At 60.5% G+C, this 24,945-nt stretch carries 20 protein-coding genes; 9 read left to right on the top strand and 11 right to left on the bottom strand.

The window, feature by feature from the left end; all coding sequences use genetic code 11:
* Window positions 1–8: 8 nt before the first annotated feature.
* A complete protein-coding gene (locus IWY39_RS15645; protein WP_107125417.1) occupies window positions 9–710 on the top strand; it encodes a DUF6118 family protein in 702 nt (233 codons plus the stop codon).
* Window positions 711–872: 162 nt separating this feature from the next.
* Entirely contained in the window at window positions 873–2,627 is a 1,755-nt protein-coding gene (locus tag IWY39_RS15640) for a hypothetical protein (RefSeq protein WP_196871611.1), read from the top strand.
* Between the two features lie 146 nt (window positions 2,628–2,773).
* On the opposite strand, the gene IWY39_RS15635 is transcribed toward IWY39_RS15640, so the two are convergent.
* Window positions 2,774–3,607 carry a hypothetical protein gene (locus IWY39_RS15635; RefSeq protein WP_107125415.1) on the bottom strand — a complete coding sequence of 278 codons (834 nt, stop codon included), beginning with the start codon at window positions 3,605–3,607 and terminating at the stop codon, window positions 2,774–2,776.
* 609 nt (window positions 3,608–4,216) lie between these two features.
* Between IWY39_RS15635 and IWY39_RS15630 the strand changes: the two genes are divergently transcribed.
* The 3 genes from IWY39_RS15630 to IWY39_RS15620 are packed head-to-tail and all read left to right on the top strand — an operon-like array spanning window position 4,217 to window position 5,521.
* Complete coding sequence (locus tag IWY39_RS15630; protein ID WP_107125414.1) at window positions 4,217–4,501, top strand: hypothetical protein; 285 nt, start codon at window positions 4,217–4,219, stop codon at window positions 4,499–4,501.
* 8 nt (window positions 4,502–4,509) lie between these two features.
* Window positions 4,510–4,749, top strand: coding sequence for a hypothetical protein (locus IWY39_RS15625; protein WP_107125413.1), 240 nt, complete (start codon window positions 4,510–4,512; stop codon window positions 4,747–4,749).
* A 16-nt stretch (window positions 4,750–4,765) separates the two neighbouring features.
* The gene (locus IWY39_RS15620; RefSeq protein ID WP_107125412.1) at window positions 4,766–5,521 is read left to right on the top strand and encodes a hypothetical protein; all 756 of its coding nucleotides are present in this window, start codon (window positions 4,766–4,768) and stop codon (window positions 5,519–5,521) included.
* Window positions 5,522–5,645: 124 nt separating this feature from the next.
* Here the strand turns inward: IWY39_RS15620 and IWY39_RS15615 are convergent, their stop codons facing one another.
* The 6 genes from IWY39_RS15615 to IWY39_RS15590 form a co-directional block, all read right to left on the bottom strand.
* Window positions 5,646–6,683: a reverse transcriptase family protein gene (locus IWY39_RS15615; protein ID WP_107125411.1), complete on the bottom strand. Its 1,038-nt coding sequence runs from the start codon at window positions 6,681–6,683 to the stop codon at window positions 5,646–5,648.
* Complete coding sequence (locus IWY39_RS15610; RefSeq protein WP_107125410.1) at window positions 6,670–6,984, bottom strand: helix-turn-helix domain-containing protein; 315 nt, start codon at window positions 6,982–6,984, stop codon at window positions 6,670–6,672. Before IWY39_RS15610 ends, IWY39_RS15615 begins: the two co-directional genes overlap by 14 nt.
* A gap of 620 nt (window positions 6,985–7,604) precedes the next feature.
* Window positions 7,605–8,441 (bottom strand): hypothetical protein, encoded by an 837-nt coding sequence (locus IWY39_RS15605; RefSeq protein WP_145246944.1) that lies wholly within the window; start codon window positions 8,439–8,441, stop codon window positions 7,605–7,607.
* Window positions 8,442–8,519: 78 nt separating this feature from the next.
* Window positions 8,520–9,983, bottom strand: a complete 1,464-nt coding sequence (locus IWY39_RS15600) for an RES family NAD+ phosphorylase (protein ID WP_107125408.1) — start codon at window positions 9,981–9,983, stop codon at window positions 8,520–8,522.
* Between the two features lie 255 nt (window positions 9,984–10,238).
* On the bottom strand, window positions 10,239–11,012 hold the full coding sequence (locus IWY39_RS15595; protein ID WP_107125407.1) for a hypothetical protein: 774 nt from the start codon (window positions 11,010–11,012) through the stop codon (window positions 10,239–10,241).
* Window positions 11,013–11,614: 602 nt separating this feature from the next.
* Entirely contained in the window at window positions 11,615–12,577 is a 963-nt protein-coding gene (locus IWY39_RS15590) for a lipase family protein (RefSeq protein ID WP_107125405.1), read from the bottom strand.
* Between the two features lie 493 nt (window positions 12,578–13,070).
* Between IWY39_RS15590 and IWY39_RS15585 the strand changes: the two genes are divergently transcribed.
* A complete protein-coding gene (locus tag IWY39_RS15585) occupies window positions 13,071–16,844 on the top strand; it encodes an SIR2 family protein (RefSeq protein WP_107125404.1) in 3,774 nt (1,257 codons plus the stop codon).
* Between the two features lie 85 nt (window positions 16,845–16,929).
* On the opposite strand, the gene IWY39_RS15580 is transcribed toward IWY39_RS15585, so the two are convergent.
* On the bottom strand, window positions 16,930–18,036 hold the full coding sequence (locus IWY39_RS15580; RefSeq protein WP_107125403.1) for a Fic family protein: 1,107 nt from the start codon (window positions 18,034–18,036) through the stop codon (window positions 16,930–16,932).
* Between the two features lie 501 nt (window positions 18,037–18,537).
* Here IWY39_RS15580 and IWY39_RS15575 point away from each other — a divergent pair.
* Together IWY39_RS15575 and IWY39_RS15570 are read left to right on the top strand one after the other, a co-directional pair.
* Window positions 18,538–19,212: a glutathione S-transferase family protein gene (locus IWY39_RS15575; protein WP_019053396.1), complete on the top strand. Its 675-nt coding sequence runs from the start codon at window positions 18,538–18,540 to the stop codon at window positions 19,210–19,212.
* 4 nt (window positions 19,213–19,216) lie between these two features.
* On the top strand, window positions 19,217–19,861 hold the full coding sequence (locus tag IWY39_RS15570; RefSeq protein ID WP_107125402.1) for a hypothetical protein: 645 nt from the start codon (window positions 19,217–19,219) through the stop codon (window positions 19,859–19,861).
* Window positions 19,862–19,930: 69 nt separating this feature from the next.
* On the opposite strand, the gene ndk is transcribed toward IWY39_RS15570, so the two are convergent.
* The 3 genes from ndk to IWY39_RS15555 all read right to left on the bottom strand — a co-directional run bounded on the left by ndk (window position 19,931) and on the right by IWY39_RS15555 (window position 22,473).
* On the bottom strand, window positions 19,931–20,353 hold the full coding sequence (gene ndk / locus IWY39_RS15565) for a nucleoside-diphosphate kinase (protein ID WP_006953431.1): 423 nt from the start codon (window positions 20,351–20,353) through the stop codon (window positions 19,931–19,933).
* Window positions 20,354–20,442: 89 nt separating this feature from the next.
* Window positions 20,443–20,880, bottom strand: a complete 438-nt coding sequence (locus IWY39_RS15560; RefSeq protein ID WP_107125401.1) for a DNA polymerase III subunit chi — start codon at window positions 20,878–20,880, stop codon at window positions 20,443–20,445.
* Window positions 20,881–21,027: 147 nt separating this feature from the next.
* Window positions 21,028–22,473, bottom strand: coding sequence for a leucyl aminopeptidase (locus IWY39_RS15555; RefSeq protein WP_107125400.1), 1,446 nt, complete (start codon window positions 22,471–22,473; stop codon window positions 21,028–21,030).
* Between the two features lie 241 nt (window positions 22,474–22,714).
* On the opposite strand from IWY39_RS15555, the gene IWY39_RS15550 reads away from it, so the two are divergent.
* Window positions 22,715–24,922 carry an LPS-assembly protein LptD gene (locus tag IWY39_RS15550; RefSeq protein ID WP_231377532.1) on the top strand — a complete coding sequence of 736 codons (2,208 nt, stop codon included), beginning with the start codon at window positions 22,715–22,717 and terminating at the stop codon, window positions 24,920–24,922.
* Window positions 24,923–24,945 lie beyond the last annotated feature (23 nt).

Raw genomic sequence — 24,945 nt, 5'->3', positions numbered from 1 at the left:
CTTCGTGCATGACTGAAACCAACCCACCTGCCGATCAAGATGCAACCGCCGCGTTTGACGCGATGAACCGCCGTCTCGCTGGAATGTCGGCGGCCATTGATGGCTTTGCCGCGCGCTTCGATCATTTGCAGGAGCGCGACTACAGCGCGGACCTTGCCCAGATCGATGAGCGCTTCGAGCGCTTGCGCGAGGCGATCAACACGCTGAACCTGCGCCCTGCGATGGCGTTGACGCCGGAAGATATCGCCGCCCAGGTCGATGCAGCAGCGCGGCACGTAAAGGAGGTTGAGCAGGAGGCCTGGTCACGAGCACGCCAGCAACTGAATGCCGAGACCAGATCAATTCGCGAAGTCGTCTTTTCGGCGCGGGAAGCTGCGAAGCAGGATCGCTGGTTGCTATACAGCGGTGCGATGGGAGTCGTGCTTGGTCTGGCGCTCATGTATCTCACGCCTCGCATTGCGCTGGAAATCGTGCCCGACAGCTGGCTCTGGCGGGAACAGGCTGCGGTCAAAACCATGAACCGTGATGGCTGGACTGCCGGTCAGCGCTTGATGCAGGTCTACGATCAAAAACGCTGGGAAGAAGTGGCTTACTTCCTGCACTTGTCGGACGAGGAGCGCGCCAAGTTTGTCGATTGCGCGAAGAAGGCGCAGGAGAAGGGGAGCGAGGCTAGGTGCTCTGTTGAGGTCAGCTCTGAGAAAGGCAGATAAGGGCGAGCCTTGGGACATTTCGGTCAGTCAGTTTCGGAGCTGCAATGATAGAATAGCGGACGTCGCCTGCGACAGCCCCGCACCGCTTTCACATTGACTTGGCCTCCCAGCCCATCGCAGAGCCACTCCCTCATAATCAAACCTTGAGACGAGTATTCCTGCATGGACGACGCCTGGTGGCCCGATCTCCTGAAGCATATCCCCGAGGAAGATCCTTGGGCTGAGCCCATCGTCACGGTCGCCGAAATCCGCAGTTTCGAAAAGCCCGCGAGGGGTAAACGCGAGTCTTGGACCGCTCTGATCACGCCGGACGATCTAGAGCGTTTGGGGGGGAAGCTCTCGGCTCTCAATGACCATGTCGAAACCAGCGGTACCCGCCCATCTCCCAATTCCCTCGCTCCCTATCAACCGAAATTCTGGATTGGGGCATATCTTGACGATCAATGCCTCAAATTCGAACCGCTCGTCCTGAGTTGGAAAGCGCATAATCATACGACTATGGTCCTCGATCCCGGCTTTACCATGACCTACGGCCTGATACCGCGGGCCCATGCGGACGGCTCCATCCACTGGGATGATCCCGCAGCCCCTGAGTATGACATTGCCGAGGTCGATCCACCAGCTCACTATGATTGCCCCAATTACACCACGGCACGGGTGCGCGTGTCGCGCGATCACCTACAGGACTATCTCACGCTGACCGGGCGGGCGCTGGTTCAGATCTATTTCGAACAGCGGTTCGGCCCCTGCGACCCAACTCTTGCGGCAGAGTTGGGAGATCAGCGCCATATCGATGCCGTCCTCGATGACAGAACATTCGACCTTCGTTTCGCCCCAAAGGAAGGCTACACCGCACAGGTCTGGGGCGCCCGCATCCTCGCCAGGCCCGGCCCCCTTCCCATTTCCAGCGACGTGCTCGACACGGTCGGCCTTATCTGGCCTGGTTTATCAGGCCCACTCAACCGACAGGGCGCGAGAAATCTGCGCTACGGCGACGACACTGTCTACGTCCGTGACGAGGTGTTGGCGGTCTATGAGGGAAAGCCGGATTTCGAGATTTCACCCATGAGTGGCGGAGTCTCCTGTGGCAGCCAGTGGAGCGTCGGATTCATCCGCCGGGTTGGTCGCGATCTGCTGCAGCTGGAAGCTCGCAAGCTGTACGAAGGCGCGCCAACGGTAGTGGTCCGGCACTGGAACAACTTCGCCGCCCCGATTCCAACAGAGAGCCTGACAGCGCTGCGTAAGATACCCAATGTAGCGACGAGGGCCAGGGATCTGACCGATGGCCTGGTAGCTGTCGGCAAACAGCTCGTGAAACTCTCGAAAGCCCTCGGGCTTGACGATCTTACCGTAGAGGTTTTGACCGGCCTGAATCCCGCAGAGCGGGAACGCAATGGCTGGTGGAACGCAAGGTTTGTCGAGGCCATCACCCGTCATATCCCTCTGGGGTTGAGCGAGCCTGCCTTCCTTCGACGCTGCCTTGATCTCGACAAGGTAGTAAATGAAGGTTGGGGTGAAGCAGCATTGCGTCGCATTGTCAAAGCAATGGGCCCCCAGACCGATACTAAGGGCTATGGTCGGCTCAAGCTTCTCGATCGCCTGCTCTGCTTGGCAGAAATCGCGAACGAGACCGGTCTGCACTTAGTCGAAGATAAGGACGAAATTCTCGAGCGCTTCAAAGAGTCCGGAATCCTCCACCCGCAACCGATCAAGCGGCTCTTTGCGTTATCGGACCTTCGGCAGGAGGCGGGACATCGCAAGGATGGGGCAATAATTCCCAATGCCCTCGAGCGTTGTGGCCTCGATCCAGCGGCAACGACATCAGGATGGGGCACCACCCTCGACGGCATCTATGACGGAGCGATCGGGGATGTTCGACAGGCCGCCGCTATTCTCGAACGCGCATTGGCGTGCTGAGGTAAGACCTACTTCTGCGGGTTGCCCTTTAGGCTCGACAGCGCACGTCAGTCAGGAGAAAAGCCCCAGCGCGCTGTACGAGCCGGCAATGATCGGGGGGCGGGCCTGGCGGTAGCGGCTCATTGCCGGCTTCCATTCAATCACTGTCACGGCGCTATGTCTGCATTTCGCACTTGCGCGCTGTTGCGCTCACGCTGGCGAAATCGCTTTACATAACCGCTGTCGACAAGATCATCCGGCCCGAGGTCGAGCGCGCAATTTGCCAGTGAAGCAAGGGTGCCGTCGGTGAGTTTCAGCCCGGTGGGGATGAAGCCGTGCATCGCTGTACTGTTTTCCTCAATCGCCGCGAACAGCGCCTTGAAGAAATCGGCGCGCGATGCCCGCAGACCGGTTGTGGCGGCAGCGGTGATCGGATCGGTCGCCTCCAGCTCGGCATTATCCGCATCGAGCGCGAGAGCATCCATGAAGTGGTGGATACGCGGCCAGTATTTGAGGTCGAACCGTCCGCGCAGCGCACGCAGATCGTCGCGAACCCAGGACTTGAACAGGTAGTTCTCGCGGGCAGCATCCTCGATAACCCGGCAAACATGGTAGTGGGTGTTACCGGCAAAGCCGGAATCGTTATGAAGCGCTTCGCGTTCGCGTAGCAGTGCTGCCAGTTCGCTCGCCTTTTCAGCAACCAGTGCATTCACGGCTTCAAGCCGCTGGCGACCATCGCGCGATTCCATAATCTTCTCCGGACTCCAGATCGCAGCTGTGCTCAGCAGTGCTCCGAGGAATATCTTAAGTGCGTGGGGTTGGGCGCCCAGTTTGTGGTGTAGCTCGGAATAAGCGTCGATCAGCTCGATGCGCCGGCCAAGCAAGCGGTCGATGATGACGTTCTCGCTCCTCAGGATCTCGTGATCGAGATTGTACTGCTTTTCCGTCCGAAGAATTTCCTCGCAGATCTCGGTGGTGTCGCTCGGTCGATTGTCAGCCATGTCGCGCCTTCGTGTGAACATCCCGCAAGTCTAACGCAGCCGCCCCTGTGTGTCGGTACCTGAGCGCAAAAATCCGCGCTGTCTTCGGGTACTCATCACCGTTGTGTCGGGACGGAACCGCCTTTGGAGGCATCAGGAGCGCAGAAAAAACCGCGCGACACCCGACATGAGGATAATTTGAGGATATATTACTCATTCCTGTTGCTTTTCGGCCTTTGCTGGCATATTTAGCAGCCTGCGCGCTTCCAACCCGCGTACGAATTCGCAACCGAGCGGCCGCGTCCAAAGCGATCGCGAGTAATACTCCAATCAAATGCTCAGATTGGCGTGTAACTGTCCTTTCCTTGAGCAATGGAGGTCAAATACTTGTGAAGAACATTTCCCGTAGGGAATGGGGTTACTGATCATAGGAGGCATCATCCGCAGTAATCCCTGATTTGTCTTCGGCTGTTACGACAGCAGAAGAATGACATTCCGAGGCAGTATCTACTCGTCTTGGTGCAGAAGAGCCGATTGTGACTGGATCACGTCTTGGCGAAGCTCGGAATGTTCGTTGAGTAGATACTGGCTCGCGAAGGCTGTGATCCGCATCCCTAGAGGGAAGCGGGAATGGCGAAGTATAAAGTGACCGTCGGCAAGCCATTTGCCATCGACGGGGTTGAGATCGAAGACATCGAGGCGGTGGAGAAACTCGCCGCGATTGAGGAACGGCGTGACACAGCGCGGCATCAGGCTCGCATCACCTATGGGGTGCTGGGCTTTATGACGCTCGCCATCACGGCGACAGCGATGCTGGGCTGGTGGGATGGCAGCTACAACGAACTTAATGCGGTCTGGGCATCAGGCAGCATTTGGGTCGGGATGGTGCTCGGGCGCTATTTCAAGAAGGATTGAGGAAGCGAATGCCAAAAGCGCGTGAAACCTCTGGCAGCGCGACTCGCCGCATCCAGATGGACATGCCGCCCAAATCGGTCGAGCGCCTGGAACGGCTGCGCGACATCACCGAGGCGGCTTCCTATGCAGAAGTCATGCGGAACGCCTTGCGGCTTTATGAAGCGATGATTGAAGAGGTTGAGGCCGGGAACGAAATTTTCGTCAAGCGCGACGGCGTCGTCGCGCCGCTAGCCGTCTTCGCCGGCTAGTAGCGGAGTTGATGCGATGGCCAACCCACTGACAGAGGGCAATGCCCTCAATCTCTCCGAGGTCGAGCTGGACAAGCCCATCTACCGGATCATGCCCGAGGCCTTCGTCGTCAGCCTCTTCGCCGACCGCACAAATGTGCTGAGCCAAGTCCACAACTGGAAGGACAAGTTCGAAAATTTCCAGCTCAATCTGGGCGGGAAGCTCGACGGCAAGCGGTTCGAATATGGCTTCCGGAACGACTTTGTCGGCCAGTGCTGGACCCGCGAGAACCTGTCGGAAGCGATGTGGGGCATCTACGCGAATGACCCTAACGCGCGCTTCCTTCGCATCCGGTCCACGCCGCGCAAGGTGCTGGCCAGCCTTGTGGCAGCTAATCCTTCGATGCCCCAAGACACCTGCTTCATCGGCAAGGTCAAGTACAAACGTGAGCGCGAGCTTCAGGCTTATGCCCAGAGCGGTGACCAGCTCGATCTAAGTCCGCAACGCTTCGCTTCCCATCTCCTGCTGAAACGGCGCGCCTTCAAGCATGAGGGCGAAGTGCGCCTGCTCTATTTTGGTGACGCCAAGGACTATGACGGGAGGGGCCTCTATCGATATGCTGCCGATCCGCATAGCATGATCACCCAGATCATGGCCGACCCCAATCGGGATCGCGGCGGATGGAAAGCCGACAAGGCCGCGCTGCAAGAGGCGACAGCATTCACCGGCAGCATCAAGCGGTCGAAAATCTATGATCCGCCGGAGTGGGGCGCGCCCGATTTCCAATGCTAGGACCACAGGCCGGTGTCCGGTCATTGTTGCACAATTGTGTATAGCGACAGTGGAAGTCCAGTAGCCTGAATTCAATCGTTGCTCCGCGCGACTCGCATGCGTCGCCGTGGAGTGGTCCTTGATTTCATTCCCATGGAAGCGATGACGTCGAAACAGGCAGCTCGGCGCTCGCTTCCCGGTCGGTCAAGGTCGGCAAGGTGGTGACCGACTTAGAGAGGCTTGAACGTCGGCGACGCAGGGCATCCATACGATTGGCGGCGCGGCGCCCTTCCGGCGAACTGCGCCCCACATGATAACGCAGCGTGCCGAGCGCGCTGAGGAGCTTGTCGATCTGCTGCGCACGGTCGGGATCAGCGAGAGGCACCCGCAACGCAGCATATCCGGTACGAACCCGCTCATGCACCGATCGCGGCGCAGCGACGCGGTCCCCGTCGATCGGTACACCCGTCACGATCACCGGGCGATTGCCTGAGCGAAACTGGATCTTGTGGGTCTGGAAGCTGCGCTGGCGCATTTCGGCGCGGACATCTTCGATCAGCGTGCCGGGAATGGCCCGTCCGGAAATCGTGAGGTCGTCTACCCACAACGACATTCGCAGATCATGAGCGTCGCAGATCAGCTTGATCGCATCGAACATCGACCGGTGGACGAGCGTGGTGAGGACCGGGCTGATCGGCGATCCAAACGGCATCCTGCCATCAACGGACACTAGATGGACCAGCATGCCTGCAACATCGGTGCGCAGGCCCAGCTCATGATGTGCCCAGCGGAAAATGTGTTCGCTAGTCGTCGAAGGATAGAACTGCCGGATATCAAGACTCAGGAACTGGCCCTGACTGACGTGATGCTCGGCATTGTCACGCTGTGCGCGGCCCTTGCGCGGGCTAAATAGGTAATCCGGCTGCTTGATCTTGTTGAGATGGAATTTGAGACGCTCATGCACCGCCCGTAGCTTGCCTCGCGGGACCGCAAGGTTGCGAAGCTTGCTACCGATCATCTCGGTGCGCCGGCCGATCCAGTTATCCTTATCGCGGATTAGTGCCTCGAGCTGGGTCTTAGTATAGCCAAGAAGCTCGGCCAGGTCGCGCTGGGTCAGGTTCTGAACCCAGGGCGAATCCTCGAGCGCGTAGCGTTCATAGCGTTTTGGCTTACGCTGCCTCACGGTTGGCCGGCTTCAGCATTTCGAGCAGCTTGAGCACCTTGTCGGCGATGATCAGCTGTCCGCGGCGCGCAATCGGTTCACCTTCGATTTCTTCGGCAAAGAAAAGAAGTTGCGACATGCGGACGCCGACAGCCTGACTATAGGCTTCAAGCACATCCATCGTGACATTCTTGCGCCCGCCCTCGATGTCAGAAACCATCGACTGGGCAACGTCGAGCTTTCCGGCCATCTCGGCCTGCGAAAACCCGCAGTAGAGGCGCAGGAGCCGGAGGGCATCGTTGATGCTCTTGCGCTTGGTCATGGTGCGGCTGTCCCGAGGTCACCGTTCATTCGCGAAAGTGAAGAAGATACTTCAGGAATGATACCGCCTGTCCAATCGCAATGATCACCTTCATGAGAAGGAGCCAACGCGAGGGACGAGGCGGCCGGTGCCGCTGCGTGCGAGGATGACGGCTCATTGGGGGCTCTCCTTTCGGCCAGACCGGCGACAAATTGCCGGCCCCCGTAGGCACTGTTGAGAGCACTGTTCCGGAGCGTTTGTACCTCGGGCTTGCCGCGCCCGGTCCCGGGCGGGCGCGGCGCGCCGCTCCCCGCCGCCGAGACGCAGGTGGTAGTCGGGGAGGCAATCTCCCCACAGGGCTTGTGGCCCCAGCTTCTGACGGGTTCAGTATGAGCTACCATCGCATCATCAACATAGCGGTCATCGCTCAATGCGCAAGATGAATTATCGCTCAGGGCGATATTTTATCTTGCTCGTTCCGGTTGCGTCGATGGGTCGCGATTGCCAGCCACCGCTCCGCCCATATCAGCGCATCCTACGCGAAATCTCGCGGCTTAATCTTAAATCTTGGGTCGCCTGGCCGGCTTCTGCCGGGTCAAGGCCGAAGCGGAGTTGGGACTGTGAGCTGGGAAGGACTGCACCTAGTCCACCCAGGGCAGATCCTTTTCTCTCATGAAGGCAAGCCGGTTCTCGATCAGATCGCGACAAAGCGTTGACAAGGGATCAACAACGTCGGCCATGAAACTCTCCAGCGCCTGCTGACGGACGAACGTCACCATAAACGATCCCGATAGCTTCGCCGACTTCAGCTCGCGCTGGAAGGAGACGTGGTCGACAGGCTCAGGCCTCGTCGCTTCGGCACTTGCATCGATCAGGAAAAGATCCCCCGACGTGACGACAAGTGGGAAATATAGCCAGATGTAATGCCAATCCTCGGCTCGGGTCGGCTTGGGCCGCTCCTTTCGACGGGCATTCAGGGCCTTCGCCATGGGATAAAAAATTGCGTCGTAGAGACCGCCGTGGTTCGCGTGCCAGCCCCTGCCCTGCCGATCGATCCGGCAGAACTGCACAGCCTTCCACGGCTTGACATGCGCGTCGAACACCTTGTCGAAGCCCAGATGGTTGAAAGGAGAGTAAGATCGATAGGCGCTTCGTCCGCCGCCCAGGTCCTTCGACATCTTGTATTCGTAAGGAAAAACGAACTCCTCCGGCGTCCTCCGCCGGTCGGCCTCGTTCTTCGGCCTAGCGATGAAGACGAACGGATTTGCGGTGTTTTTGCACTCCACCTCAACCAACGCGCCGACCTTCTCGGTCTCGTCCACCGCAACCCGGGTAATCGCCGTCACGTCGATCTCCCGCGACTTCCCCTCCTCGGAATCCTGGAACGCCACGTTCGTTCGGACGTGCAAGCCGCGCCTCTCGAGCTGCGTAGCCACCTCCTGCTCCATGAGGTAGCCTGCCGCCTCGATGGCGGCCATGATCTCTTCTTCGCTTGGACTTCCTGCCATCGGCGCATTAAACCTACGCGATCCATTATGTGCAAGCGACGGCGTAGATCAGAATAGGTCGTGCTTCTTCGAGCGATGCCGATGCACAGGGTAATCAGTCGTGTCGAAAGTTACACCGGTCACATGACGCACGATCAGCGTGTCCCTGTTCACCCTCAGATACGGCTCCCGTTCATCCGCGTTAGGGTCGTACCGGAACATCTCTGGTCGAAAATCCGTCATGCTTCCCAAGGCGAAATCCGTGTCGGGCTCGGGTTCAGCCGGAGGCTCAGCCGCCGGGGGGACCTCTTCCATCACGGTGTAGTCCGGCTCCGGTCCATCATCGCTCGTCTGAAACTGGTGCACCGAAACCTTCACATCCTCTGGTATCTCGATCTCCTCGACCCGCGAGGCGTGGTGGAACAGGACCACATTCCGTTTTTCCCCCGGCCTCTGGACAGACTTGAACAAAATACCATCGAGACCTGGCGCCGGCCGTCGCGCGAGATAGTCGGCGATCATCTGCGTTATTAGATACTCCGTCGACTCATCGTCCGGCATGACCGGGATCGTAATGCGGTCGCTCAGCCTGCCTAGGAACCTCGCCAGCGAGCGCTGCTCGGCATATGCCGGATCGAACACGCTCCCATCGAAATACACCGTCTCCAGCGCCGACACGTCGAGCAGTCTGACCGTCTGGAGCAGCTCAAAATCGCCAATCAATGCTCTGCTGCCGACCGGCGGCCGAACCTCGGCAAGCGCAATATCCCGGTCATCCGCGCCATAGAAGACCGCGATCCCATGCGCGTTCATGCGCCCAGCCTTTGCTCGGTTCGCGGGCGGGGGTCCTAGATGCAAATCCGGCCGGATCATCGCCTCGTCGAGTTCGTGCGAATGGTGGAAGGCCCGGGCACGGTTGAAACACCTGATCGCCTTGTCCGGCCCCGCCTCCACCACGACCGATCGACCATCATGGGTGAACAGCCTTTCCAGATCGTCGAACAGCCGCTTCAACAGGCTCTCGGCCTGTGGATTGAAATAGCGCGACCGCAGCTTCAACGACCGCTCCAGCCCATACCATTCGGCGGCGATCTCTCCCGAACTCGGCCGCTTTGATTCATAGTAGCTGTCCGGATGAAACTCGGTCTCTTCCCCCATCTGCGCCGAGTCCCAGTCGCCATGTCGATCCGAAAGGATGGCGAGCACGTCCTGGGCAACCTCCTCTTCCACTACGGCCGCCTGTCCAATCACGTCGATCACCGGCTCGCCGTGGCGGTCCCAGTCGTAGTCGATCTCCTTGTCGCGCAGCAGCATCGATTCATACATGTTGGGCTGATCCGAGGTGCGCTGGTAGTGTCGATCGAACGCCCCCTCGACATGGTCAGCAAGGTCCTCAACTGAGATGCAGGCCTCGTCGTCGGCGGCGCAGTATGAGCATTCGCCGACAGCGCCATCCTTCACAATCAACGCTTTGAGATGGAAGTCGCCGACGCACCGATGACAGATGCGCTGTGCTTCCTCGTCATCCGCCATGCGAAGCCCTCCTAAACATGCAGGGCTAACCATCGACGGTCTTATTTGCGGGCGCCACCATTAATTCAGATTGGCTAAATTTGGCCGGCGCAATGGCCTGATATTGCGGGATAAATCCAGAGAATGGAAATTACGGGGAAGATGGGGCGATCCTAAGCGCTGGCTGGTTGAGGGCTGCGACGCGAACGCACAAATCGTCCACACCGCCCCCTTCGGTGAACAGACGGCCTGATGATTAGCAGGCGGCCTGAGGGATCAGCCGGGGATCAACTCCGCAGCTTCGACGACGAGCCGGTCGGGCTGCCCATCCAGCATCTCGATTCTTCCGCCGACGCGGTAGTGCGCGCCGGGAACCAGCTGCACATGCGAGCCGGGGATCATGTATACTGGCACAGAGAAGTGGAATCCGTCGGGCTGAAAGTGCATCGCGTCCCGGAACGGCGCGACAGTGCCGGTGAGCCTTCCGCGCCGGAAATCCTCTGAGATAGTGGTCAGCTGCGGCATTTCTGCAAGCGTTGTCGCAGGCGCCTCCACGCGATGACGCCTGGTGTTCGCGCTCCTGCCTCGTGCAAGCTCCTGATGCGCCCGCACGTTGCCAGCGATCGGCTCGTTCATGACGACGGTCACATGATTGTTAGTGACGACGCTGATCTGCGTCACCTGATGCTTGTCGACGATCTCGGCGCCAGCCTTGGCAATCGGCGTGACCTCCTGACCGAAGGCCCAGATCAGCGCGGCTGCGATTCCACCGACCAGCACGGTCACCTTGCCAGCCTCGCCCAATGGGTCATCGACGAACTTACGGCCGGCATTCTGGGCCATCTTTGAGACCGGGATCGCCCTAAGCTTCACTAGCAGGCTTCCCTCGAGAAGCCCGACTACACGCAGTTCCGCGCCGTTGCGGCCAGCGATAGTGGAAGCGCGCTTCAGAAAGTTAAAAAGCACCTCGATCGCGAGGCCCTCATCGCCCGCGAAGTGGAAGGCCAGTTCGTCGGGCCTCAGTTCGAACTTCTCCGCGATAAACGCCACTACCTACCCTTTTCCCATCTGAACCGACCTTCTCCATCACATTGGGTGGAAGGGTCAATCTGCAAGGCTGCCTTGCGATGAGGCGGATCGTCTCAATGTTCCTGCGGAGTTGGGCCTGGGAACGCGTCAGATGGAAGGCCCGCGACAAGTATGACGTGGCGTCCTCTCCCCTCGTCACTGTCGTTCAGGAGCACCGCCGCCGCGTGATCGCCACAGCGGCCTCGCATACGAATATGATGGGTGATGGATTGGCAATAGCGGATGGCCCGACGATAGGCGACGATCAGGCACCCATGGTCCTGACGCTTGATGGCGCGAGTGTCCGCATGGACACAAGCTGCCGTAACCGGACGGTCTGCACCTACGGACCGAGATTCGATCGCTGAGCGTCTCCTAAGGGTCGGTTTAGCACGGAGGCGAACGCCGGACCTTGGGAGAAGCGGACTTTGAGCGATTCCGGTACATTCCCTGAAACCGGCGATTCCATTACATAGCCCCGCCTCCTGAGGCTCCGGCCGGCTCGGGCGACAACGGCGCTAGGGCAGCTAGGGACACCGCGCCACGCAACAACAATTGTGCTCCCGATGGCCGCCGGCTCGATCCTAACAATCGTCGGGCCAGTATCTTTCGACGTCGGGGTGCTCGGCCGCAATTGCGAGGACCTCACCACGATAGCGCTCCATCGAATGGCCTTCGATGAACTTACCGAACGCGAGTGCGTCGATCCACTTTAGGAACGGCCACAAGTCTACGAGACCCCGATCGTGAAAGGGAGATCCGTTAGGCTGCAACTGCTGCCGAAAACTCCCGTACCCGAGCATTGCAGCGGGAACTCGCGGAACGAAATCGTCGGGCCGGCGGAGTGCGAATGGCTGATCGATGAATTCTTGGCCGTGGTGCCAGACAGTTCGAGGCGTCCCGAAAACATAGCAGTCCCCGGAATTGCGCCGCATCTGAGGGTGCATTACGGGGAGGAGCAGCCCGCGCTTCTGATGGAGGATCGCGGCAATTGCGCCACCAAGCGAGTGACCGTGGAGGAAGACGCGCTCAAGGTTTGGTGCCGAGCGATGGGCCGCGATCGCTGCTGCAAGCTTTCCTGCTAACAAGGACGCCTCGGTCAAGAATCCGCCGTGGAAGTACAGTGGCAGGCAATTGTCACGTCGCGGCCAAGCGCGGGCGTTCAGGCTCCAATCGTATGCGCTGACGGTTCCGCGAATGCCGATGTGGAGTTCCGAGCCGGCGGGTAAGCCTAAAGCCACGAAGCGGCGCGTTCGCACAATGATCGGATCGGCGAAGTCCAGTGCGGCCAAGGCGGCGACAATGTCGAACGATTCAGTGAGGCGCACAAGCTGCTGAAACGCCTCGCAAGGGATCAAGGTTGCTCTCTTGACGTCGGCACGTTCTTCATCGGTGACCGTGCAATACGCCAGGTGCGCGACGATCGCGGCGGCTCCAGCTCGGACCGGTGAGTAGATGCCGAGCTCGTGTACGCGCGACTGGTTGATGAGAAGATATAGAGGGCGCCCGAGTCGGCGTATCCATTCTTCTTCTGGCGTTCTAATCATTTTGCTTTCCCCGAATACGATGCTCCGCCGTTCAATCTGAACAAAGCTGGAAAATTAATGAACAGATGATTGCTTTCAGCAAGCGCAGATTGAGCCGGGAATGACCGTGTGTGGTCGACAGCTGGCGGAAAAGCGGAACGTCTACTGCGGGGCATCGAAAACCGGGCTCTGGGTGTCCGTTAAGGGTCGATTCGCGACGGTCGGCTATGGAGCGACTGCACAAGGCAAGCCGACGCTCACTCCGTTGCTGCGCGAGCCCTGGCCTGCGGCTTGCCATGGAATAGAGCCGCCGTTCGTGAGCACGTTGCCAAATGGCAGGTCATTTTAAAAGCCGGCGCCCGGCGCTTTCTCGATCGGGGACAGATGGGCGAATGAAAGTGGATCGCAAAGGCACCTCATTACTCGCTTTTTCGAGACGAGTAATTGTTGGTCAATATTTCGTGATCTCGCTCTAAATTCTTGTGTTATCACCTGTTTTGGTCATGCTGGAAAAATGCGCTTTGACGAACATGGCCCATCGCTCCCTGCCCACCTACTCGAGGAACAAACCCAGGGGAATGTGATCTTCTTCTGCGGTGCCGGGGTGTCGATGCCCGCCGGGCTCGACAGCTTCTGGACGCTGACCAACCGCATCATCGATACGCTTGACGCGACAAAGGCCCGCCAGGCGTTGGCTGAAAAGGAGAGCTTAGATCGCGTGTTCAACGTGCTCGTGCGCGAGTTTGGACGCGAGGAGATCGACAGTCAAATCTATGCGGCGCTCGGTGCTGGTAAGCCGCGTACGCTGAAACACCATCGTGACATCCTTGCGCTGTCACGCGGGGCGAGCGGCAATCCGCAAATTGTAACCACTAATTTCGATAGGCTATTCGAGAAAGCCGGACGGAGTGTTCGGCCGATCGTTCCGCCGGGCCTGCCCGACATAGAACTCAATCAGCCGATCCGTGGCGTTGTCTATCTGCACGGGCGCCTGGCCGATCCGCGGCAGCCTGAAGAAATCCCGAGTTACGTCATCGGTAGCAGCGACTTCGGTCGAGCCTATCTCGCCGAAGGATGGGCAACACGCTTCGTGAAGGCGCTACGTGAAAAGTACACGATCGTATTGCTCGGCTACAGCGCAGACGATCCGCCAATGCGCTACCTGCTCGAGGGCCTCAACGTCCGCACGGGCGTCATCTACCAGTCACCGATTTACGTCTTCACCGACCGGTCGACCGACGACGCGGAGGAAATTTGGCAGGATCGCGGGGTCACGCCGATCTGTTACACGCCTGATAAAACACACTCGGCATTGTGGCGGACGATTGGCAGTTGGGCAAAGGCGGCGCGATCGCCGGATCGCTGGACCGATGAGGTCTTGGCGCTGACGCGCAGGTCACCAGCCGACCTTAAACCGTTCCAGCGCGGCCAAGTCGTTCAACTCGTCAGCACAAAGAGGGGCGCAAAGGCGTTCGCCGATGCCGATCCGGCACCAAGCGCGGAATGGCTCTCAGTGTTTGACCCGAACGTTCGATTTCACTCCCCGGGTCGGGAAACCTGGGACAGCGAAGCCAAGGAAATTGATCCACAGGATTACTACGGACTGGACGATGATCCTTTGCGACCCTCGCCCGTTGAGCGCCGGACGGTTCCCGAAAATGCCCGCAATCCCCTCGCCTGGTTGAAAGGGGATGGATTTCAGCCGGAGCGAGTGACGTTGCAGGGGGGCAGCGCGTTGTGGAATTATCCTCTTCCAGACCGCCTCCATCATCTGGCGCGTTGGTTCGGCGCTCAAAGTCACGAGCCAGCCGCCCTGTGGTGGGCGTCAGGCTATCATGGTCCCAACACCCATTTGCTCTGGTTCGTGTCAAACCGCGTGCGCAACCGGTCCGGCAAGGAAATGCCACCAGCTGCGCAGGCGCTTTGGAACCTCTATCTCGAGGCGCTCGACCTGCTGCCCGAAGAGGAGCGCAGCGACCGCTGGTTCGCGTTCGAAGGTATGCTCAAGAGGTCCGGTTGGACACCCGCAGTATCGCGCTTCTTCGAGCGCTGCGTTACGCCTTACGTTGAAATCTCTCGACCGTTCATATCGCGACCGCGCCCGCCTCTCGAGGATTGGAGTACACTGCGGCAGCGCGACGTCGTCGACCTCAAAGTGGCGTCACTCGACCGGCATGGTCATGATGTAAAGTGTCCGCCCGAAGCACTAGCGCAGGTCGCCCAGATCGTTCGAGGCTCGCTCGAACGCATCTCCGCGCTGCTCGACGAGATCGGAGACCATTTCTGGCATCCACCGACATTGCTGCCGGAGGCGGACAATGACGGACACCCGGGCAAGAAGTCGCACAACGTCATGTGGTTCAGGGCGATATACCTCGCGCTTTTCGCGTACGATGCCGATCTTGCACGCCGCGAGTTCCTCGCTTGGCCAACCACCGAAACGCGCATCTTTCCAAAATTTCGGCTCTGGGCAGCGGCCGAACCAAAGACTGCTAACGCCGCTGAGGCGCTGGCGATCATCGTATCGTTGAAGCGCGAAACGATGTGGAACTTCTATAGTCAACGCGAACTGCTGCACCTTATCAAGGCCCGATGGAACGAATGGTCATACCGACAGAAGCGGACAGTCGAGCGGCTCCTGGAAGCTGGACCGCCGACCTTTCGCGACGAAAAGCGTAGGCAATATCGCGAGCGCCGGGCCGCCTATGCCGCCACCAATCTGCGCTGGCTAGAACTGCAACAATGTCAATTGACCGCAGCTGGTCAGAACGCTCTGGCCAAGCTCAAGTTGATCCATCCAAAATGGAACGATAGCTGGGCGGACGATGCCGACGACAGTCATGACGGTCGTGGCGGCGTGATTCGTGAAGTCAGTGATCCCGGCGATCTTAACCTTCTACCACTCGATCGGGTGGTAGACGTCGCACTTGCGCGAACCAAGCGCCCGATCAGGGAACTGGCGAGTTATCATCCATTCATGGGACTGGTGGAGGCACACCCATACAAGGCTCTGGCAGCGCTGCGCTTTGCTTACCGCAAGGGCGCGTTCCCGGCGGAGCTTTGGGGAGACCTGTTCAACAAATGGCCCGAAGACACGGCGCCTAAATTGCGATGTTTGCTCGCGCACTCGTTCATGCGGCTTAGCCAGGTGCAAGCGATCACGCTTCGATATGCAGCACCAGACTGGCTCAATACGCATCTTCCCGCGCTTTATGCAAATAATCGCAGAAACGCGCTCGCGATCTTCGACGGGTTTCTGCACCCATTCCTGTCGAGCGAGCCCGATGCAACCAACAGCGGGCTCGGCACGACCTCGATCGGAGGTGTGGAGCAGCGCAGGTCGGAAGTGTCGATCAACAAGGCGATCAACAGCCCGATTGGGAAGCTTACCGAGGCGCTGTGGAAACTGACGCCCCAGAAGGCGAAGCGCTACAAATCATTGAACCGCAATCTCGCCAGCCGATTCGAAACTCTAGTCGCCGCGCCCGGCCATGGCGGTGGCCATGCCGTCGCTGTCCTCACTCAACGTATGGGCTGGATCGACTACTGCTTCCATGACTGGGCGCAGGCGTTCCTGCTACCGATGCTTCAGCTCGACCATCCGCTTGCCGAAGCGGCATGGCACGGCCTTGCATTCAATCGCAACGCAATGCCAGCCCCCTTCTGGCAAGAGCTTAAGGCGCCGTTGCTTTCGATCCTGAAGGGTGATGCCCAGTGGATGCTCGACGAACAGGAGCGCGAATATTTTGGCTCTCTTCTGGTCTGGTTGTCACGACCTGTCCCCGATGTCGCGCCGCTGTTTAGTTTCGAGGAAATTCGCGATGCACTCACCACGATCGACGACGATTTGCGCGGCAGGATTCTTTGGACACTAGGCAACAGCCTTCAAGAGCATGGGCAATGGACCGATTTCATTAAACCATTCATCGAGAACAGCTGGCCCCGCGCGCTGCGCTATCGCAGCGACGAGACTACGCGTGCCTTTGTCCAGATCGCCGAGCAGGCAGGCGACTATTTCCCGGACGCGGTAAAGACGATCCTACCGCTTATCCGCCCGGTGCCAAACGCTGATATGCTGACCTATCGCATCTCTAGAGACGGCAAGGACAAGGAGAATATTGCCCGCAACCATCCGCAAGAGGCGATGCGATTGCTCAACGCGATCACGCCCGATGACCGTGCCCGGATGCCTTATGAACTGGCGGGGGCGCTCGACGCGCTTGCCGAACTCGATCCGCGCATCAAGGACATGCCTGAATATCGTCGTTTGAGAGGCATACTCGAATAAGCCCAACGATGTCGAACGACCGCTCTCGCCGCGAACTGCCGAAAGGCACCAGAGCGGCGATGCCCTCTCCAACGCTCGTCGCCGGCTACGTGCTCAAGTCTAGATGGTAGCGGGTCGATTTTAGCGTGCCCGTCTGCCCCAATGCGCCCATGCTGACCAACTCTTGTAAATCGCGTGTGGCGGTCGCACGGGACGTCCCGGTGATGGTGATGTAATTGGCCGCGCTCAGCCCCCCGGTGAAGCCGTCCAATCCTTCGCGGAACATCCGGGCAATGGCGCGGGCTTGCCGCTCGTTCAGCTGGTCCCGGAAACGGTCATAGTATCGCGTCTTGGCGATCAGAAAGTCGATCAGGGCAAGACTGTGCGTCTGGGCATCCAGCACGGTTTCGGCGAAATAGGTTAGCCAAGGGGTGATTTCGTTATGCTTGTTGGCGGCTTCCAGCGCATCGTAATAGGCGGCGCGCTTACGCTGGATGACATGCGAAAGGGCAATCAGGCTGGGCTGGCCGATCGCCTGTGACAGCACTTTCTCCGCTAGCGCGCGGGCCACACGACCATTGCCGTCCTCGAACGGATGGATCGATACGAAATAAAGGTGAGCAATCCCGGCCCGGGTCAGCGCTGGCAACGGCCTTGGTCCGTCGGGAGACGTCGCAGCGAACCACGCTAGGAAATTCTGCATTTCCTCTGGCACGTCCTTTGAGGGCGGAGCCTCGAAATGAACTTTCGGCTTGTGGCTGAAGCCTGAGACGACCTGCATGGCATCCGCGTGTTCGCGGTAGCTGCCGACAACCTCGATGTCGTGTCGCCCACTGACGACCATGCGATGCCAGGCGAACAGAGCCTCATCCGTGAGCGGCTCGGCAAAGGCGCGATAGAGCGCAATCATCATTTCAGCGATGCCGCGCTCGGCCGGCGGAATGCGATGGTCTCCGACTTCTAGACCGAACTGGCGGCGCAGCGAGCTTTGCACGCTGTTGCGGTTGAGAAGCTCACCTTCAATCTCCGACGTCTTGAGCGCTTCGCCGGTCATGATATCGACGGTGACGGCGGCGCGGTCATCATCGGCAAGGTGCTTGACCGAGCCAATGAGAATACCGAACTGCTGTAGGAAGCGAGCTTCGAGCGCCGTCAAAAGGGCGCTTTTCCAACGAAATTCAGGCCAGTCTGGCTGCTGCCAATTCCACTTCATGAGCTATAAATAGCCGCTTTATAACTCACTGAAAATCACTTTCTGAGGTAAAAATCTACAATTTATGCCTCACCCAACCATCGCTCACTAAATGACCAGGGCGAAGCAAGTCGTCATGGCGACAAAAGGCGTGCCCTGAGACCAACAAAATTCGATCCCACCGCACACGGACACGCGACCTCCAATCGCCCCCCCTCCTCGTGACCTAGATTGCTCAATTGAAGGGACCAGCATCCATTCGAAACAAGCCGATAAATGGAAGCGGTGATTCGCGAATCACTGCCCAAAAACCGTTCGATTCCGGCTTTCGGAATAGAACCCGGATAAAAATAAAATTTGATGGTTTGAACGATGGATGGCTTCATCCGAGTGGAAATTTTACGCAGAAACCAAAGATACTTACGACACCAATTCGATTCCGGCTCGGGCCTCCATAATCCTGTTTCGTCGCTGCTGTCCCGCCCCTCGACTTCTGCGCGCCGCTCCGGCTAAAGCGGGTGCATGATGAAGCTGTTTATCGGGAACAAAGCCTATTCGAGCTGGTCGCTGCGCGGCTGGCTGGCGTGCAAGCTGTCCGGGCTGCCCTTTGAAGAGGCGGTCGTCCCCCTCTATGACGAAGCGTGGGAAAAGCGGCGCGAAGGCGACGAATTCGCCCCCTCCTCCGGCAAGGTGCCGATCCTGTGGGACGGCGATGACATTGTCGTGTGGGACAGCCTGGCGATCGTCGAATATCTCAATGAAAAAACCGGGAACGAGAAATTCTGGCCCGCCGATCCCGCCGCGCGCGCGATGGCCCGGTCGATGGCGGCCGAAATGCACTCCAGCTTCGCCGCGCTCCGCCGCGAGCATAGCATGAACATCCGCCAGATTTACGATGCGGTGCCGCCGTCCGAAGCGGTCAAGCAGGATCTGGCGCGGCTGATGCAGCTCTGGGCGCAGGCGCGCGCCCGCCATGGCGGCGAAGGCGACTTCCTGTTCGGCCCGTTCGGGGCGGCCGACGTCATGTTCGCGCCGGTGGTCACGCGCCTCATCACCTATCAATTGCCCGTGGCCCGCTTTGCCGAAGCCTATATGCACGCCATCATCGCCCATCCCTGGATGCAGGAGTGGATTGGCGGCGCACAGGCCGAAGATTGGGTCATCGACCGGTTCGAGGTGCCGCCGCAGGTGGCCTGAAACGATGAGCGACGCACCCGACACGCCCCAGGAAGCCCGTGCGCAGGAAGCCGCTGCGATCCGTCGCCGCTGGATCAGCCTGGGTGAAATGCTGGCGGTCCTGGCGGTGGGTATTTCCGCGCTGACCCTCTATCTCAACTGGTCGGACAAGCGCGACGCGCGCGCCGACAAGGCCAGCGAAAGCCGTCAGGCTTCGGCCCGCGCTGCCAAGCTGGTGCTGGAGGCGAAGGCGGACGGCGACGACCGGCTGGTGCTGAAGCCTGCCGCGCCCGAACAGATCGTGCAGAGCCAGACCCTGATCTTCCCCGCCGCGCTGGGCGTTGCGCCGGTATCCACGACAGGCGAGCCGCGGATCGAGGCCGACTGGTTCGATGACGCACTCAAAAAGGCCAGGGCGAACGCCAAGCTGCCCGACAACAGCGTGGGCGATGAAAAGCTGCCGGTCGTCATCACCACGCGCTTCGTCGTCAATGGCGAAGCGCGGGAGGATAGCGCAATCTACGACATCGGCTATGGCATAGCGGGCCGCTGGCTGTCGGGGCATGACGTGACGTTGCGCGGCCTCTCTCTGGTGACGCGCAATGTCGGCAAGGCGCCTGTGGCCGCAATCGACACCCGTTGGTCCACGCTGGTGGCGGCCCGCAAATAGCAGAGCCATGAAAAAGCCCGGCCCTTCACCGAAGGGCCGGGCTTTTTCAGACCGATAGGATCACGGGCTTTAGCCGACGATTTCTTCCGGCTTGAAGAAGAAGGCGATTTCGGTCGCAGCATTTTCTTCGCTGTCCGAACCATGGACTGAATTGGCTTCGATCGATTCGGCCAGTTCCTTGCGGATCGTGCCAGCATCGGCATTGGCCGGGTTGGTCGCGCCCATGATGTCGCGGTTGCGCTGCACGGCGTTTTCGCCTTCCAGCACCTGCACGACGACGGGGCCGGAAATCATGAAGGCGACGAGGTCAGCGAAGAAGGGGCGTTCCTTGTGGACGCCATAAAAGCCTTCGGCCTGTTCGCGGCTCATGCGGATGCGCTTCGATGCGACGACGCGCAGACCGGCTTCCTCCAGCATCTTGGTGACAGCGCCGGTCAGGTTGCGACGGGTCGCGTCGGGCTTGATGATCGAAAAAGTGCGCGTGACGGCCATGGCCCTCGATACTCCGAATGGTTGGAAATGCTGCGCGCGCCTTTAGACGGGGCCGGGCCGGGCCGCAAGGGGCTTCGCCTAAGCCCCTGCTATGCCATTTGCAGCCACTTGCGGCCGTCCTGCTTGAAATAGCGGGATTCGATCCCGTCGCGCTTGGCCAAGGCCCGCCAGCTCGCCCGTGCCGCCTCGATCGTGCCGTCGTCGAAGAAGTGGAAAACCCGGTCGAAATCGAGCGCCTGGTCGCGCCACAACCCATCGGCCAGCGCGACATGACGCGCGCCATTGGCGGCATCGCAGGACGCGCCGAGCAGGATCGGCTGATGTCCCTCCCCCGCTTCGCCCGCATGGCCATGCGCCAGGAAACTGTCGGGCGGGCCATTCCACAGCCCGGCGGAAATCCGCTCCAGCCGGTCCGGCTCCTGCGCCACTACCAGCAGGCGCGCGCCCATCGTCAGGATGCGCGCGGCGATGGCCGGCAGCACCTGATCGACGGGATCACGGCTCAACTGATAGAAATCGACCTGCATGGCCTTAAAATCCTAACTCCGTTCGCCCTGAGCTTGTCGAAGCCTGTCCTGAGCGCCTGCCTTGGCAGGCAGTCGAAGGGGGTCGTTCTTCTTTGCGAAGAAGGACAAGGCTTCGACAGGCTCAGCCCGAACGGGCGTGGGGGCGTCTTACCGTTCGAACTTGTCCGCGACAAACTGGTCGAGCAGCCGCACGCCATAGCCGGTCGCGCCCTTGTCGAACGTCACACCGGGCTTGTCGGACCAGACCATGCCTGCAATGTCGAGATGCGCCCATTTGACGCCATCGTCGATGAACCGCTTGATGAACTGCGCGGCGGTGATCGACCCGGCATAGCGGCCACCGATATTCTTCATGTCGGCGATCGGGCTGTCGATCAGCTTGTTGTAAGCGTCGGACAGCGGGAAGCGCCACAGCGGTTCGCCAGCCATCTTGCCCGCCGCGGTCAGATCGTCCGACAGGCCGTCATCGTTGGAGAAAAGCCCGGCATATTGATCGCCCAGCGATACCAGGATCGCGCCCGTCAGCGTCGCCAGATCAACCACCGTATCGGGCTTGTAGTTTTTCTGCGCCCAGGTCAGCGCGTCGCACAGCACCAGCCGCCCTTCAGCGTCGGTGTTGATCACCTCGATCGTCTGACCCGACATGGATGTCACAATGTCGCCGGGGCGCTGCGCATTGCCGTCGGGCATATTTTCAACCAGGCCGCAAATGCCCACGACATGCGCCTTGGCCTTGCGCCCGGCCAGCGCCTTGATCGCGCCGGCGACCGCGCCCGCGCCGCCCATGTCCCACTTCATATCTTCCATACCAGCGGCGGGCTTGATGGATATGCCGCCCGTGTCGAACGTCACGCCCTTGCCGACGAGCACCAGCGGCGTTTCCACCGCGCCGTCAGTGCCGTCCCATTCCAGCGCCAGCAACCGCGCGTCGCGCGCCGAGCCCTGCGCCACGCCCAACAGCGCGCCCATGCCCAATGCCTCCATGGCCGGGCGGTCCAGCACGCTGATCTTCACGCCCAGTTCGGCCAGATGCTGGCAACGCTCGACGAAGCTTTCGGGATAGATGATATTGGCCGGTTCCGACACGAGTTCGCGGGTCAGCGCAACACCCGCCGCGACGGCGGCATGCCGCTCCCACGCTGCGCCAGCGTCGGCCGACACGATCGTCACCGTCGTCAGCGTCGGCTTGGCCTTTTCCGGCTGGCGGGTGCGATATGTGTCGATCCTCCAGCCGCGCAGCAGCGCGCCCAGCGCCAGCCGCGCCGCGCCAGCGCCACTCGCGCCGCCGACAAATTCGACCGCTGCATGGGTCGCCCCGCTGGTCAGCAGGCGGGCGGTCAATGCGCCGCCGGCGCGCTCCAGGTCCGCGTCATTCCCCGTCCCCGTGCCCAGCAGCACGATGCGCAGCACCTTGCCGCCCTCGTCCGCAAAACTCTCGAACGTCGTGCCCACTTCCCCGGTAAAGCGCGCAGCCGCAGCGCCCGCCACCAGCGTCGCGGATGCGGCGACCGGCAGGCGGTCGGGCGTGCCCTTGGGCATGGCCAGGACCAGAGTGTCGGCATCGGGACGGGTCGGGCTGATCGCGATATCCATCAAGGGACCTTTTCTGCATGGGGCTGTAAGACGTAATCTTTGCCAAATAGTGCGGCTTGCCCCGTCTGGCAAAGGCGTTCGACCGATTTTGCCGGAAAAGAGCGCAGCAGGGCGATTGCGGCGCGCGCCAAGCAATGCGATAGGCAGGCGCTGATACCGCCCCTTCATGAGGCCCGACCTTTTGGCTATCCTCCCTGCATCCCTTACATTGCGTCCTGCCCTGCTGGTCGGTTGCGCCCTGATGTCCCTCGCTATCGCCAGCCCGGCCATGGCGCAGCAGTTGAACGAACCGCAGACGCCGATCAGCGCGCCGGACGCGCCGGTACCGGCAAGCGACGACCAGATCGGCTTTTCCGCCGACGCGCTGGAATATGACAGCAATAGCGACATCGTCACGGCCAGCGGCGCGGTCCAGTTGCTGCGCGACGGCAATCGCCTGCGCGCCGACAAGGTCGTGTGGAATCGCAACAGCGGCAAGGTGGAAGCGATCGGCAACGTCTCCGTCACTGATCCCGACGGCAATATCGCCTATGGCGACCGCTTCGACGTGACCGATACGCTCAAGGACGGCCTGGTCGACAACATCTTGCTGGTGCTACAGTCGGGCGGTCGCGTGGCGGCGGCCACGGGCACGCGCACCAACGGCCTCTACACGCTCAATCGCGCCGCCTATACCGGCTGCGCGGTGGAGGACAGCAAGGGCTGCCCCAAGGAACCGACATGGCAGATCAACGCGGTCAAGGTCGTCTATGATCCGACCCGCCAGCGGGTCACCTATACCAACGCCAATATCGAACTGTTCGGCCTGCCGCTCATCCCGCTGCCCGGCCTGTCCCATCCCGTCGGCGAAGGCGGCGGCAGCGGCCTGATGGTGCCCAATCTGCGCTATGACCGGAACAATGGTTTTGAAGTCGCGCTGCCCTATTATTTCAAGCTTGCGCCCAATCGCGACCTTACGGTCACGCCGCATGTCTATACCGACAGCCTGCCGATGCTCGAAACGACCTTCCGCCATCTCTATGATCGCGGCGCCTATCAGATCACCGGCTATGCCACCTATGGCAGCCGCGTCGCGACCGGCGACAGCAGCGTGGGCACCCCGCCCGCAGCGTCGCAAAAGGATTTCCGCGGCTATCTCGACGCCAGCGGCGCGCTGCAACTGACGCCGGAATGGAGCGTCGACGGATCGATTCGCGTCGCCAGCGACCGCACCTTCCTGCGCCGCTACGACATCAACCGCGACGACCGGCTGCGCTCGACCATCGGCGCGCAGCGAATCGGCCAGAACAGCTATTTCTCCTTGCGCGGCTGGGCGGTGCAGACCCTGCGCGCGGGCGATTCGCAGGGGCAGACGCCGATCGCGCTGCCGGTCATGGACTATCGCCTGCGCCTGAAAGACCCGCTGCTGGGCGGCGTGCTGCAATTGCAGGCCAATACGCTGGCGATCACGCGCACCCATGGTCAGGATACGCAGCGCGCCTTCTCGGCGGCCGAATGGAATCTGCGCACCCTGACCGGCATGGGCCAGGAAGTGACCTTCACCGGCTATCTGCGCGGTGACGTCTATCACAGCAGCGACAATGACCTGACGCCGACGGCCAGCTATGCGGGCGAACCGGGCTGGCAGGCGCGCGGCATCGCCGCCGCGGCAGTGGACATGCGCTGGCCGTTCATGGGCGAGGCGTTCGGCGGCGTGCAGCGGATTACCCCGCGCATCCAGATCGTCGCGGCACCCAAACTCGCCAATCTGCGGCTACCCAATGAAGATGCCCGCGCCGTCGATCTGGAGGACAGCAACCTCTTCGCCCTCAATCGCTTCGCAGGCTATGACCGGTTCGAGGATTCGACCCGCATCACCTATGGGCTGGAATATAGCCTGTCCCTGCCCGACTTCTCGCTCCAGAGCATCGTCGGGCAAAGCTATCGGCTCAACAGCCGCACCAGCATCCTGCCCGACGGCACCGGCCTGTCGGACCGCACGTCCGACATCGTTGGCCGCACCACGATCCGCTACAAGGATTTCATCAGCTTCACCCACCGCTTCCGGCTGGACAAGGATCATCTGTCCGTCCGGCGCAACGAACTGGACGCGACCGTGGGCAGCAGGGATACATACGCCATGGTCGGCTATCTGCGGCTCAACCGCAATGCGCTGGCGGGGCTGGAGGATTTGCAGGACCGCGAAGAATTGCGGCTGGGCGGGCGCGTCCAGTTCGCCCGCTTCTGGTCGGTGTTCGGCTCGACCGTGATCGACCTGACCGATGCTAAGGAAGATCCGCTCAGCATGGCCGATGGTTATGAACCCGTCCGCCATCGCCTTGGCATCGCCTATGAGGATGATTGCCTGACGCTCGGCATCACCTGGCGGCGCGATTATCAGGCCAATGGTGACGCGCGAAAGGGCAATGCTTTCCAGCTTCGGCTAGCTTTCCGCAATATTGGCATATAAGGATCACCCTTCCCGCTTCCCTG

Origin of the sequence: Sphingobium sp. JAI105 (assembly GCF_015752145.1) — a bacterium.
Classification (GTDB): Bacteria; Pseudomonadota; Alphaproteobacteria; order Sphingomonadales; family Sphingomonadaceae; genus Sphingobium; species Sphingobium xenophagum.
Note: the sequence above shows the minus strand (reverse complement) of the source record. Positions and strands in the feature narration are given on the sequence as shown.